This window comes from Bacteroidota bacterium (assembly GCA_018831055.1).
Classification (GTDB): Bacteria; Bacteroidota; Bacteroidia; order Bacteroidales; family B18-G4; genus M55B132.
The window spans coordinates 1-13,734 of record JAHJRE010000192.1 but is presented as its reverse complement, the minus strand read 5'-3'; the positions used below and the strand labels follow the sequence as shown (position 1 = coordinate 13,734).

The following is a 13,734-nucleotide window of genomic DNA, read 5'->3' as shown; positions in this document are numbered from 1 at the left end:
GCCCCGCAACCTGCCGGCATTTATCAACCAACGCCTGCGCTGGGTTTCCAAAAGCAGGGGTTATGCAGACCCTGCAACAATTACAACCTCGCTGGTAATATTTGTATTTCATTTGTTTTTGCTGGTATTCCTGGTTGCAGGATGCTTTCACCCCGTTTTTCTCACCTCCTTTTTTATTATGCTCGCCGTAAAACTGATAGCCGACATACCCATTCTTCATGCGGTCAGCGGTTTTATGGGGCAGAAAAGACTGTTATGGTATTATCTGCCGGTACAGGCAATCTACATACCTTTTGTGGTTTTTGCCGGATTAGCCGGCAACCTGCGGGGCTATTCCTGGAAAGGACGGAAAAAAAGGAGGAAAGAAGCTTAACACTTACCCAATCAAGGCTTCTGCTATCTTTAAATCGATATTTCTGGTGATTTTGATGTTTTCGATATTTCCCTCAAACAAATGAATCTTGTATCCTGCAGCCTCCACCACGCTCGAATCATCGGTAAATGAATCATTAAATTCCTGCTTGTATGCCTTTTCCAGGATGTCGTAAGTGAAAGTCTGGGGGGTTTGTATCAAACGTACTTCTTTCCGGTCAAGCACCTTGCTGGTATTCTTTACCTTTTGGCGGATTGAATCCGTGACCGGCATAGCGGGTATGGCAGTCCCGTATTTCTCCGCTATGGTAAAGGAATTCAGTATCACTTTGGGGCTCACAAGAGGTCTCACACCATCGTGAATGGCGATAAGGGAACCGGGTTTAACCAGGGCAAGTCCGTTCTTCACACTGTGAAAACGGGTTATTCCACCATAGGCAATGCTCAGAGGTATTCCGAAACTATGATTTGTACAAAGGTCATCCCATGTCTGACGGTGTTGTTTTGGGATAACCAGGATAAGTTCAATTTCCGGGGACGTTTCCCTGAAAACCCTGATGGTATGCATCAGCACAGGAATCCCGGAAATCTCGAGGAATTGCTTTGGCACCTCGGACTGCATCCTTTGTCCGCTGCCACCGGCTACGATAATGGCGTATCGTTTCAAGGAAAATCAGATAATCAACATTGCATCGCCGTAAGTAAAGAATTTGTATTTCTTTTCAACGGCTTCTTTATAAGCTTTCATCAGGAAATCATAGCCTGCGTATGCTGCTACCATCATCATCATTGAAGATTGTGGCAGATGCAGGTTAGTGATCATGGCATCGGCCACGCCAAATTCGTAAGGCGGGAAGATGAATTTATTGGTCCAGCCTTTAAAAGGCTTTACTTTGCCGGTGATAGAAACACAGGTTTCAAGTGCTTTCATGGAAGTAGTACCCACGGCACAGACCTTGCATCTTTTATCTTTGGCATGGTTGATAATCTCTGTGTTTTCTTCATCCACCAATACTTCCTCAGAATCCATCTTATGTTTGGTAAGGTCTTCCACTTCAATAGTACGGAAGTTTCCTAACCCGGCATGGAGGGTTATTTCAGCAAAGCTGATACCTTTAATTTCCATGCGTTTCATCAGTTCGCGGCTGAAATGCAGTCCTGCGGAAGGAGCAGCCACGGCGCCTTCGTGCTTGGCGTAAATGGTCTGGTATCTTTCTTCGTCTTCCGGCTCCACCGGCCTTTTATGAATTTTTGGCAGGGGTGTCTGGCCAAGGCCGTAAATGGTTTTCTTGAAATCTTCGTACGGACCATCGAACAAAAAGCGAAGCGTCCTGCCCCTTGAGGTTGTATTATCAATTACCTCTGCTACAAGGGAATCATCATCACCGAAATAAAGCTTGTTGCCTATCCTGATCTTGCGGGCCGGATCAACGAGTACATCCCATAGCCTGGATTCGCGGTTCAGTTCGCGCAACAAAAAGACCTCAATCTTGGCACCGGTCTTCTCCTTCGTACCATAAAGCCTTGCAGGAAAAACCTTGGTGTTGTTGATGACAAAAACATCACCGTCACCAAAATATTCCAGAATATCTTTAAACTCCCTGTGTTCGATAGATTGATCTTTGCGTCGTAGCACAATCATCCTGCTCTCATCTCTGTCTTTAGGAGGATAATTAGCAATCAAGTCTGGAGGAAGATTGAATTTGAACTGAGATAATTTCATTATATCAATCTATATTATATATACCATGTTCGAAAAAGAGCGTGCAAAAGTACAAAATCTATTAGCCAAAATCAAGAGTTTGTATAAATAAATTAATCAAAATCAGATGATTTGACAATGATGTTTATGGATTAACAATGAATACTTAAATTTGTTTTATACCGGTGACAATATTTTCAAATTGTTCGAGGCTCAGGGCATCTTCTATTCTCTTATCACCAATGGCAGTCCTGACAAGAGATTTAAGGTAGGCTCCATTTTGGAGGTATTTACCAAAATCGTGGACAAGGGAACGGATGTATGTTCCTTTACTGCATAGTACCCGGAAATCAATTTCAGGAAAGCGGGAAGTATCCACCTCAAATTCGTGAATAGTAACGTTTCTCGCTTTAAGCTGCACATCATGATCTTTTCTTGCCAGCCGGTAAGCGCGTGTACCGTTGACCATAATGGCGGAGAAGGCCGGTGGTACCTGTTCAATTTCTCCCAGGAAGTGCAAAGCAGCTTCCCTGATATTGTTTTCCGAAACGGAAGAAGTATCAAAAGTTTCCGTGACCCCGGTTTCGGTATCATAGGAAGGGGTTACGGCTCCGAGGAGCATGGTTCCTTTGTATTCCTTATCAAGTCCAACGAGGCTGTCGATGGTTTTTGTCGATTTTCCGGTGCATACGATAAGCAATCCTGTGGCCATGGGATCAAGGGTGCCGGCGTGCCCAACCTTTAAACCCTTTAATCCGAGGTTTCTTCTCAGGAGGTGGCGGATCTTGTTCACAACATCGAAAGAAGTCCAGGTAAGCGGTTTATCAATGAGCAAGACTTCTCCTTGTTCAAAGTCGAATAGTTTATCAGGAAGAGTAGTATCCATAAAGCCTCCAGGGGCATTAAGCTGTTATAATGGCAATTACTCCGGCAATCACGCAATAAATGCCAAAATAATACAATTTTCCTCTTTTAACAATATTGATCATCCATCTACAGGCAAGCCATCCTGAGAAAAAGGCTGCAAAGAATCCTATCATCAGGGGAAGGGCGCTGATACCTCCATCCTGTGTCATATTTCCTTTAAGGAGGTCCATCAGGTTGGCTCCTATAATCGGGATAAGCACCATAAGGAAGGAAAAGCGGGCTACATCTTCCTTCTTATTGCCAAGGAGCAACCCTGTGGATATTGTAGCACCCGAACGTGAAATGCCTGGTACGACGGCCAGCATCTGCGCAATGCCGATAACAAATGCATCCATAAAGCCGATATTTCTCCGGTTGTTTCTCCGGATATGTGTAGAAAAAAGCAAAACTGCCGTAACCAGCAACATAGAGCCGACAAAAACCATATTTCCGTTAAACAGGCTTTCAACGAAATCGCGAAAGAAAAAACCAACAATCAGCACAGGGATCAAAGATACCAGGATCAAGGCGACATAGCGGGTTTCTTCATTCCAGCGGAAGGCAGCCACACCGCGGAATAGCTTCCCTATTTCCCGGTAAAAGACAACGATAGTACTCATGACGGTAGCGCCATGAACGACAACGGTAAAAATCAGGCTGCGCTCGGCATCCACACCCAGGATGGCCTTTCCGAGTTCTAGATGTCCGCTGCTGCTAATGGGCAGAAATTCGGTAAGTCCTTGCAGGATACCTAAGATCAACGCTTCAAACCAGGTCATTTAATCGTTGGTAAAATTTAATCCTGGGCCTTTTTCATAATAGCAAAGATCTCAATCACATAACCGGCCAGGATGAGGATGGGAGCCAGGGTCATGCGGCGGAAGCTGAATATTCTATCGCTAAAAACGTTGGGGTCATCGGATCCACCCCCTATCATCAGAAGGAAACCGACAACGATAAACGCCAGGCCAATGAGGAGAAGCCGGTAATTTGCCTTACCAAAAGCAAAAGTGACGGATGCCGGCTCGGATTGTTTTTGTTTTTCCTGTGGTTGAACGGTGTCCGTATGTTTCTTCACGGGAGTATTTTTTTTCCTTACCATGATTGCTCGATTTGAGGTCAAAGATATTTATTTTTTCCCATCCGGTGCAAAGAGGATCAAAGATTAGCTTGTTTTTGCTTTATTCTTAATAATAATACAACGAATCCGCTTTCATCCGCAGATAGCGCCTGACAGCCGTGAATGTGGATATCCAGGTCATAAATACCGCCAGAAGTATCACGGAACCGAAAAGTATGGCAAACAGGTCAATATCCCGAAAATCTACCAGTTCGGGAAACTCCTGGCGGGCACCGTAAACAATACCGGCAAGCAGGATTATCGCCAGGAAAGCGCTGTATATTCCCTGCATGATTCCTTTCATGATGAAAGGCCGGCTGATGAAACCCCTGGTAGCTCCAACCAGTTGCATGCTTTTTATCAGGAAACGTTTCGAATAAACGGAAAGGCGGATGGTATTATTAATCAGGGCGATGGATATGATCAATAATAATGCACTGAAACCCAGAAGGATCACCCCTATTCTCTGTATGTTTCTGTTAATAAGGTGTACCAGCGACTTCTGGTAAAACACTTCTTTTACGTTCTTATCCTGCAGGATGAAATTTTCAATGACAGCAATGCTGTCTTCGTTGGCATAATCGGCCTTTAAGCGCAAATCGATGGAAGCAAGCAGGGGATTATAACCCAGGAAACCGACAAAATCCTCCCCCAGCTCTTTCGTCATTTGTTCGGCCGCTTCCTCCTTGGTAATATATTCCGTTGATTTTGTAAATTCAGAAGCATCCAGGATCTTCTGAAGCTGTATGATCCCGGCTTCCTTCACGTCTTCCTTCATAATAATGGCAACGCTGATGTTCTCCTTAACATAATCCGACAATTTCCTGGCATGCAGGATGACCAGTCCGAACAAACCCATCATAAACAAAACCAGCGTTACGCTGACCATGGTAGTAGCATAGGACGACCGCAGGCGCCGCCGTGTGTATTTTTCATCTTGCCTCGCCATCTTTTCCGATATTTCTGTCGCTAAATTAAGAAATTTTTGTTGGTATTTGATTTACGCTTCGGGTATAAGTTCAGTAAGGTTTTTATGGGATATTATTTTTACTGTTTGGTATTATTTATGCCGAAAGCTTTCGTGACTCTGTCAACCCACATTCGGCATCCCTATATTTATCACTTTCTTTGATGTATGTCTTTCATAATAGATTTACCCTTCCTTCAGGAAATATTGAATTGGTTAATGCTTTGAACTTTAGGTCAAAAAAATTAAAATAGCAATTCCAGATTTCCATTGTAGAGCAATTTCCTACAAAAAATTCAATCTGAATTTTTGCCGTAAAAGAATATATTCCGAACTTTATGGAAATTATCAATCTAAAAAGAATAACCTTAATAAAAACAAGGAGTCAACCATGGATAAGTCACAAATTATTGTAACTGGTGATATCGCATTAGATAATAATATATATAAGGGTCAACGGAACTCTCCTGAAGATATGGGATATGGAACTCAGATAATTGAAAAGGAAGGTGGTTCATATCATTTGTATAAGATTATTCAAAACATAGTAATACAAAAATTTTCTGAAATAGGTGAGGTAATAGAGATAGTAAAGAATGAGATAGTTAAACTACCTAAGGGTTCAAGCAAAGAAAGAAAAAAACTAGAAGGAAGGAAAAAAAATCTGGAAGATGAGAAATTGATGTGGGGAAATTGCAACATTATTTTCGGCCTTGAAGAAGAAATATTTGATGCTTCGAAATTTCCATCATGCCTTATTACCTATGCAACTTGGAATAAATTAAAATATGACGTACCGGAAAATTTTCAGAATGATATAGGTGAAAATATTAGTTCATGGAAAGTAACAGAACCCTTAGGATTTGGGACAAAAGAAAATTCTGAAAAAAAACAGTGTCTTAATAATTTTTACGGTAATCAAAAATTAACTACGAAAATAGCTCCAAATATTTTGGTTTTTGATGATGGTGGAGGTAATTTTAGAAATGATGAAAAGGCCTGGGAAAACTTGCTCTATGATCATCCAGAAAATAAGCAAAAAAGAAAAAAGAAAAAAATAGATCATATCATTCTTAAAACAGCTTACTCTGTTGGTAATGGCAAATTGTTTCAAACTCTTTCAACGGAATTTAAGGATATTCTCACCATCATAGTTTCAGTCAATGAGATACGAAAGGAAGATGTATTGATTTCAAAAGGGGTTTCATGGGAACAGACAGCACTAGACTTGGTTTATGAGCTAAAATATAATTCATCAATAAAAATGCTATTAGACTGCAAACATCTAATTGTAAATCTGCAATCTGAGGGTGTTTTTTATCTTGAAATGAAAGATCGTGAAATATGGAAGTGCCGTTTAATATTTGATCCTGAATTTCTTGAAGGAGAGTGGGCTGAAAAACACAAGATTTTAGGTAATGTAATCGGATCTATGACTTGTATTACTGCTGCAATTGCATATGGTTTTATGGAGAGTGTTTTTAATATTGAGTCAATGATAACTAAGGCTTTGTCTGCAAAGAGGAAATACAAAATCATAGGTCATGGAAAGGACAATAGCATTCCTGGATTTCCAATGGGAGAGATATGCAATGAAGTTATTAATGCCAAATCAATTTTTTCATCTGCTTTTGTTCCAATTCCTGAAAACAAAAATCCTAAACCGAATATTAAAAACAACATCCCAAGAAGCACCTGCGAGAAGGATAGTGTAACCAGCGCTTTTCAAAATATGAACTGGACTATATTGGAAGGTGATTATAAACCTGCTCCCAATAAAGAATTGAAGCCATTATTTGATACTGCATTCAGATTTGCTATAAATGGTGAGAAAGAATTGGCCAATACTCCTTTTTTGAAATTCAAAGATTTACTGACTTATGATAGGCGGGAAATAGAATCATTAAGAAATATCAGAAACCTGATTGATGATTACAATGAAAATGACAAGGGCGAGAAACCTCTATCACTGGCTGTTTTTGGAATGCCCGGTTCAGGAAAATCTTTTGCTGTAAAACAATTGTCAAAGTATTTAAAACTTCCATTTAAAGAATTCAACCTTTCACAATTTGTTGATGTCAGGGAATTGGAAGGTGCCTTTCACCAGGTCAGAGACCTGGTCCTCGGAGAGAAAGATGTTCCGATCATCTTCTGGGATGAATTTGATTCTCAGGCCTATCGTTGGTTGCAATATTTATTAGCTCCTATGCAGGATGGTAAATTCCAGGAAGGACAGATCACTCATCCCATCGGGAAATGCATATTCATATTTGCCGGTGCCACCAGTTACACTTTTGAGACTTTTGGTGTGAATCATTATGATGAACCAGGAAACAAAACATCTCCTGTTGAATTGAAGAAATATGAAGCTAACCTTGCAAAAGACAGGGATTTGATCCTTAAAAAAGTTCCTGACTTTAAAAGCCGCCTGAGTGGTTACTTGAATATACAGGGTCCAAATCAATTGGAATGCCTTGATAAAAACGGAGAAATAGAAAAACATAAAGATGGAACAGTTAAATTAAATTTAGAAGATATCTTTTATCCCATTAGAAGAGCATTGTTCATTCGCGGGCTGGCCGGTAAGAAAGGTAATGAGGAATTAATAATTGATAAAGGATTATTAAATGCACTTATTAAAACTACTAAGTTCACGCATGGATCAAGGTCTCTGGAAAAAATCATTTTGCACCTGAAATCTAAAAATGATAAACAATTGCAAAGATCAAACCTTCCATCGGCGAGTGTGCTTTCAATGGTTGTGAACTATTCAGAGTTCACTCAATTACTCAACGAAGATAAAGATTTAGATTTCATGGCCTATAAGATTGCACCGGAAATTCATAATAACTGGATAAAGCTGGGAGATGATCAGGATTGGAAGCTTGAATACCACAAGGAATATAATTATTTACCAACTCATTTAAAGGAAGAAAACATTGCTGCTGCAAAAAGAATTCCCGGGATACTGGAATTTGAGAACCTAAAAATTGTAAGTAAAGAGGAGAAAGGTTTTTATAATGAAATTGATTTTAGTAAGATTCAAAAATCTGATACAAAACTTGAACAATTAGCTATTGAGGAGCATAAAGGCTGGGTTGAAACAAAAACTAAGGCTGGCTGGCGATTTAACGAAGAAAGAAATGATGACAGGAAACAGCACAACTGTATCATTGGCTGGAACGAAAAAATTATTGGCATCAAGAAAGGTGAAAATGAAATTACTTTATCAGAAAAGGATAAGAATAAGGATAAAGATGCTATTATTAATTACCCAGATGTATTAAGTGCTGCAGGATTTATGATTGTCGAGAAGAAATAATCCTTAATATGGAAAGTAGACATAATAAAATTCTTCTTGATAGTTTATATGAATCTTATTCCTGGCAGCACTACAAAAAAAACAAACCTATTTGGGCAAAAAAACTGAAGCAGCCACAAAAGATAAAAACCCTGGAAGGTGAAATAACCTGCCATGCAGGAGATTATTTATGCAAAGGACCTGCTGGAGATATTTGGGGACAAAAAGAAGAATCTCTTTTGAAAAAGTATAATCCTGCATATGGTTCAGAACCTGATAAAGGAGGCTGGCAAGAATTTATTCCAAAGCCAGAAGCAGGTGGTGTTATGGCAGCCCAGGTTGAATTTGATTTTGTAATTGAGCATCCCACCTGGGGAAACATGAAAGGAAAATCCGGAGATTATCTTGTGAAAAACTATGAAGATAAAGACAGCCAATACCCTGATGATATGTGGATAGTGAGAAATGAGATATTTAAGTGTACATACGAACTGGTCAATCCCTAATTATTTAGCTAAAAGTTTTTGTGCATTAATAATGGATTTTAGGTTCTTCACCCCCTCCTCCAACCTCAAAAACTGCTCAGCCTTCAAAAAATCAGTTGAGTTATTGATGATATTGTTCATCATCCGTTTATCATTATAAAAGTTGATGTGCTCCAAACGTTTGGGATCGTTGTTGTCCAGGATTTCATGAATCTTACCCTCTTTATCAACTTTTGCTACAGTAATTAAATTTGTTTGGTCGGTAAAAAACCATGGATTATCAGATGTATTTTCCTGCTTCCATATAAATCCTCTTTTTGTATTTAGCATTGAATACAATTTCTTCCCTGTTAAATCTATAGCCTTCAGTGTTCCATTTGCCAATGCGATAAGCAAAACGTCCTTCTTTTTGTTATAATATAAATCCCATAATAATTCATTTTCAAACTGGTATTCTTTTATCACCTTTAGCTTTTTATTAAGCTTGAACAATTTTCCCTGGTATCCTGAGGCAAACACATAATTATCCACCAATAGCAATCTTACCAAGGTATTGTTGAAAATATTCTTTTTAATCACTTTTCCTGATTCCAGGTTGATGGAGTAAACAGAACCTTTATCATCAGTAAAAAACCCGGTATCTGAACTTCCATCCATAACAAATGCCCACATCCCGAATTCTGAAACATCAGTAAACTTTTTGGTAATATTAAGAGTTGAACGATCGATGAAATGCAACGACTTGCTTCCGCCGCCTACAACGTATTTATCTTTCCATATTTCAACCGGGGTTGAGTAATCAGTTTTGGTGTCAAAGACAAACTTCTTTTTTAACATGCCAGTTGAATGAATAAAAACATACAAGGTTTCTTTTCCAGATTCAGGAGAACCGTGGTTCCCGAACAACAAATGATCATTTTGTTCGTCAATAATTAATGAACTGGAATAACCGGCATTGATCTCCTCATCCTGGTATACCTGCAACAATTTCAAATCATCAAGAGCATATTTATGAACAGAATTGTCATGAGAAACAGTATATAATAATTTATCATCCGCAATCAAGGTATTCCTCACAGAATACTTATGTTCATTGGTTTGGCTAAAGGTAAACGAGCTGTCCAGTTGACAGGTTCTTACTATACCATTGCTGGTGTTAGTGGTAATTAAAAGATTTTTAGCATCACTATAATTTACCGATCTTAAACCGACAACATGATCGAATTCATATGAATAAAGTTTTTTTATTTTATCATCAGTAACTTTCCAAACTGCGATTTCATGATAGTTATGTGTAAAAAAATTATTCTTACCAACTGGTTTCAGATGTATAATGTCACGATCATGAGCATGTTTAGATTTACGTTTATTGGGGGTACTCCCTTTGATATTCCAGTAAAGTATATTTTTTCCTGAAGCAACAATAATTTTATTTCCGATAATGCATCCATAAGCGCTCAAATCATACTTTGAGTTTATTTTTTCAGGAGTTCCATGGTTCTTAAAATCCCAAATTCCAATTTTGTTTTTAGTGATTGCCGCGAGATAGGAGTTGCCAACAATATAACTATTAATAAATGCACCATCCTTCGGATAATACCTTGAAACAGGGCGGGAAGATCGCTTGTCCCATTTATAAACTTTATTGTGTGGTTTGCCATAATAAGCATCCCTGGCATAAACAAATTTGTCATCAACATAAATGTCGCAATACCCATAGGGCGACCAGGATTCATACCTTCCTACAATTTTTGCATCAGCCATATTAACAGCAATCACAGCCCATTTTATACTGTCAGCATAATACAGGATTTTGTTTGTATCGAATTCATTATCCAGAACTGTATCATGACAACAATATTTATCCTCATCTCCGATCGGTTTGAAGTCATTGATCTTTTCTAAACCAAAACGATCGAGTAAAGTATAGAATCTATTTCCTAAATTTAATACGACAAAATTATTTGAAGTGCATATTTCATCGATATTTCGATCACCCGGATCATAAGAATCCAACCTTTTGCCAGTAGCAACCTCAATGGAAAGAAGTTTTTTATTTGATTCTTCTTTGACCAATAAAGTTTTTCCATCCGGAGTTATTGCAATTTTGCTATAGTTTTCATCTTCTCCATAGCACAATACTTTTCTTATAACCTGATTTTTTACAGGATTTGCATAGAATTGGAAAATCTGCCTTCCTGAGGTTACAAAAAGGTGTTCACTTGTGGGATCAACACAAATGCTTGTGATGCTTGTTAAACTTTCGGGTATAATGGTTTTTAACTTGTGATCAAAACCTGGGATTATATTACCTGTGATCTCTGCCAGCTTATCATGAGCTGAAAACTTTATTAATTCCTGTTTTTTCATGGGTGATACTAATCTAAATAGTATTTGTAAACGTCTTTTTTGTCCAGACCGATGATCTGTGCAAGTGCACTTATCAAGTGGTCTGGCTTTACTTCCTTATTCCCGGATTGTTTGCAAATAGCACAAGCTTCCCGAAGTGTTCTTATTGAGATATCCTCCAACGGCTTATTCTTGACAAATTGTTGGATAAGGTTGAATAATGTATCTATCAATTCGCCTGATAAATCAACTTTGAAAGTATTTTCAAATTCTTTTCTTTTTAGCTCCATTTTGCGGCCAACATCAACAGCAAAATATGCTTGCGACATCTCATTTACTTTTTTCTTAAGCGGACTTATGAGCATTTTCAAGGAGGATACATAAGTTTCCAGGCCATTGTTCTGCATGATTCCAAGCCTTCTTTTTTTCTCATCGTCTTTTGGAAGATTGGCCCTTTTAGTCTTCCATTCAAAAATTTTGATGTTAATTCTTCTCATCCTCTCATCCATATCTTTCATCCTTTCTGATAGTGACTTACCTTCTATGACAAAATCGGGGTTGACAGGAATACCTGAGAACTTTAGTATTCGTTCAATTTTATCGCGAACCTCTTTTGATTTTTCAATGAGCTGCATATAATATTCCGAACTCATTTTAGAAGAATATTTATCAATTTTTTCTAGCCGTTCCAACTCTTCGTCCCTCAGCTTTTCAATTTCAACTTTTTGTAAGTCAGTTAAGCTGTCGTAATAAACATGATTGTTCAGAATATCAGGGTGAGCCAGTTTGATTGTTTTTTTTGACTCTCTTCTGCTTTCACTCTTTAACATGCGCAGGTAGTTATCACTGCGTGTTCCGCTGTCGCTGCTTGCAGCATATGACGATTTTAGGAAAGATTGTTCATAGGCCTTGTGGAGTTTTGCCTCTTTAGTTTGGGCTTGCAATTCAGCGATCCTGTTCAACTCTTCACTCCATTCTTTCATCGCAACATTTAATTGCTGCTCAACATCTTCTTCGCTGGTATCCGGGTTTAACTTTTTGAATTTAAGCTTCCATTGCAGTTTCTGGGCTTCTATGAATAACTCCCTGTAGCTGATCTCAAGCTCACCTGCTTTCTCAAGAAAATCCATCTCAATTTCATCCATTTTCTTTTCGGTTTCATTGTATTGATTGATCTCATCCTCCAGGTTGGCGAAATTTGATCTCAATTCCCGGTATTTGTAAATATAGGCTGATCGCATTTCAGATGATCCCCCGGTTAAAGCTTCCAGTTCATCCGATAGGTTTGCAATTATGGCCGACTCCTTTGAGTATACAGCAAGGTGTAATTTGTAATCAAGCAATATACGTTCAAGGATGATCCTGACTATTTCATTGTTCAAATTAAAATCACTCCATTTTATTAAGTTCAGTATCCTAAAAAGGTTGGGAGTTTCATCCTGGTTTACTGATTCCGGTTTATAGGCATGAAACAAAACCTGAATGTGGTTTCTTTTGTCCGGGTTATTTTGGATGATGGAATACTCATAATTGTATTTTGCAAATACGGTGAGTTGAGTAATGATACTTTCGTTCCTGAAAATACCATACAACTCCGGGTCAAATCCATGTGAACCGTTCAACAGAAAGCTTGAATATCGTTGTTGAAGCCATTCGGGATCAAGGTTCTTATCAATTTTCAATAAGGTACCTATCAGGGAAGCAGGATGGATTTGTTTGTTTCTTTCTGTTGTTTGCATGAAATAAAATTTTAGTAAGTCATTTATCATTTTTTTCTTTGCACCTGTATACTTTCATATTTTATGCCATCACCTGTAAACACAGCACGTCCAGAAGCTTAGAAGGTTCTGCCTATATGTTTAAAAGATTATTTGCGTGAATAATGCGCGGAAATAATTATTTCTTTGCTGAGGAATTTTCCCCACAAATTGTAAAGTAAAAAAAGTGAAATTCAATAGAGGGGTTTTGCTAATATTACATAAATTCGCAAAAAACTATCTTTTATGGGAAAAAGAGACGCATTTATAAGCCATTCAAGCAAAGACTCTCAAATTGCAGAAAGAGTCTGTGCTTATTTTGAATCCAACGGATTAAATTGCTGGATAGCACCACGGGATGTAACGCCAGGTAGCAATTTTGATGAGGAAATTATTGAGGGAATAGAAAATTCTAAAGTTTTTATTTTGTTGATTTCGAAAGATTCAAACATGTCAGACCACGTTCATCGGGAATTGCATGTTGCTGCTGAAAATGGAAATGCAATTTTTCCTGTAAGGCTTGAAGATATCAAACCCAGTAACAAATTAAAGTACTTGTTAATTGGAAAACATTGGACAGATGCATTTCAACCGCACTACTCCAAAGGATTATCTGTTTTAACTGGTGTCATTAAGGATTATATAGGAAAAACTACCAACACAATTAATGGGGATAAAGAAATTAACATTGCAGATTTAAGAGGGAAATTCCCAAATAATTCTATTGCATCCATAAAATTAAAAGATGGTAAGGAGGAAATTATTGAAAATTTTC

General features: G+C 38.3%; 12 protein-coding genes. 4 read left to right on the top strand and 8 right to left on the bottom strand.

Annotation, left to right across the window (positions count from 1 at the left end; all coding sequences use genetic code 11):
* The coding region (locus KKA81_12510) for a hypothetical protein (GenBank protein MBU2651749.1) at window positions 1-373 on the top strand (373 nt) is incomplete at its 5' end.
* A gap of 3 nt (window positions 374-376) precedes the next feature.
* Here the strand turns inward: KKA81_12510 and KKA81_12505 are convergent.
* The 6 genes from KKA81_12505 to KKA81_12480 form a co-directional block, all read right to left on the bottom strand.
* Complete coding sequence (locus KKA81_12505; protein MBU2651748.1) at window positions 377-1,039, bottom strand: 2-C-methyl-D-erythritol 4-phosphate cytidylyltransferase; 663 nt, start codon at window positions 1,037-1,039, stop codon at window positions 377-379.
* A gap of 6 nt (window positions 1,040-1,045) precedes the next feature.
* Window positions 1,046-2,095 carry a tRNA preQ1(34) S-adenosylmethionine ribosyltransferase-isomerase QueA gene (queA, locus tag KKA81_12500; protein MBU2651747.1) on the bottom strand — a complete coding sequence of 350 codons (1,050 nt, stop codon included), beginning with the start codon at window positions 2,093-2,095 and terminating at the stop codon, window positions 1,046-1,048.
* Window positions 2,096-2,240: 145 nt separating this feature from the next.
* The gene (gene truB, locus KKA81_12495) at window positions 2,241-2,960 is read right to left on the bottom strand and encodes a tRNA pseudouridine(55) synthase TruB (protein ID MBU2651746.1); all 720 of its coding nucleotides are present in this window, start codon (window positions 2,958-2,960) and stop codon (window positions 2,241-2,243) included.
* Between the two features lie 16 nt (window positions 2,961-2,976).
* Window positions 2,977-3,759, bottom strand: a complete 783-nt coding sequence (locus KKA81_12490; protein MBU2651745.1) for an undecaprenyl-diphosphate phosphatase — start codon at window positions 3,757-3,759, stop codon at window positions 2,977-2,979.
* Between the two features lie 17 nt (window positions 3,760-3,776).
* Window positions 3,777-4,082 (bottom strand): DUF3098 domain-containing protein, encoded by a 306-nt coding sequence (locus KKA81_12485; protein MBU2651744.1) that lies wholly within the window; start codon window positions 4,080-4,082, stop codon window positions 3,777-3,779.
* Between the two features lie 85 nt (window positions 4,083-4,167).
* On the bottom strand, window positions 4,168-5,049 hold the full coding sequence (locus tag KKA81_12480) for a permease-like cell division protein FtsX (protein ID MBU2651743.1): 882 nt from the start codon (window positions 5,047-5,049) through the stop codon (window positions 4,168-4,170).
* A gap of 409 nt (window positions 5,050-5,458) precedes the next feature.
* On the opposite strand from KKA81_12480, the gene KKA81_12475 reads away from it, so the two are divergent.
* Both KKA81_12475 and KKA81_12470 read left to right on the top strand, forming a co-directional pair.
* Complete coding sequence (locus KKA81_12475; GenBank protein MBU2651742.1) at window positions 5,459-8,389, top strand: AAA family ATPase; 2,931 nt, start codon at window positions 5,459-5,461, stop codon at window positions 8,387-8,389.
* A gap of 8 nt (window positions 8,390-8,397) precedes the next feature.
* Window positions 8,398-8,874, top strand: a complete 477-nt coding sequence (locus tag KKA81_12470) for a hypothetical protein (protein MBU2651741.1) — start codon at window positions 8,398-8,400, stop codon at window positions 8,872-8,874.
* Here the strand turns inward: KKA81_12470 and KKA81_12465 are convergent, their stop codons facing one another.
* Entirely contained in the window at window positions 8,875-11,223 is a 2,349-nt protein-coding gene (locus KKA81_12465; GenBank protein ID MBU2651740.1) for a hypothetical protein, read from the bottom strand. It abuts the gene before it with no gap.
* Between the two features lie 8 nt (window positions 11,224-11,231).
* Window positions 11,232-12,941, bottom strand: coding sequence for a hypothetical protein (locus tag KKA81_12460; protein ID MBU2651739.1), 1,710 nt, complete (start codon window positions 12,939-12,941; stop codon window positions 11,232-11,234).
* 264 nt (window positions 12,942-13,205) lie between these two features.
* On the opposite strand from KKA81_12460, the gene KKA81_12455 reads away from it, so the two are divergent.
* Window positions 13,206-13,734: toll/interleukin-1 receptor domain-containing protein (locus KKA81_12455; protein MBU2651738.1), on the top strand; the 529-nt coding region annotated here is incomplete at its 3' end.

Excerpts from the sequence above, each read along its gene's own strand:
- KKA81_12485 (MBU2651744.1), bottom strand. The coding sequence starts at position 4,082 with ATGGTAAGGAAAAAAAATACTCCCGTGAAGAAACATACGGACACCGTT.
- KKA81_12475 (MBU2651742.1), top strand. The coding sequence starts at position 5,459 with ATGGATAAGTCACAAATTATTGTAACTGGTGATATCGCATTAGATAAT.
- KKA81_12460 (MBU2651739.1), bottom strand. The coding sequence starts at position 12,941 with ATGCAAACAACAGAAAGAAACAAACAAATCCATCCTGCTTCCCTGATA.
- KKA81_12470 (MBU2651741.1), top strand. The coding sequence starts at position 8,398 with ATGGAAAGTAGACATAATAAAATTCTTCTTGATAGTTTATATGAATCT.
- truB (MBU2651746.1), bottom strand. The coding sequence starts at position 2,960 with ATGGATACTACTCTTCCTGATAAACTATTCGACTTTGAACAAGGAGAA.
- KKA81_12465 (MBU2651740.1), bottom strand. The coding sequence starts at position 11,223 with ATGAAAAAACAGGAATTAATAAAGTTTTCAGCTCATGATAAGCTGGCA.
- KKA81_12490 (MBU2651745.1), bottom strand. The coding sequence starts at position 3,759 with ATGACCTGGTTTGAAGCGTTGATCTTAGGTATCCTGCAAGGACTTACC.
- queA (MBU2651747.1), bottom strand. The coding sequence starts at position 2,095 with ATGAAATTATCTCAGTTCAAATTCAATCTTCCTCCAGACTTGATTGCT.
- KKA81_12480 (MBU2651743.1), bottom strand. The coding sequence starts at position 5,049 with ATGGCGAGGCAAGATGAAAAATACACACGGCGGCGCCTGCGGTCGTCC.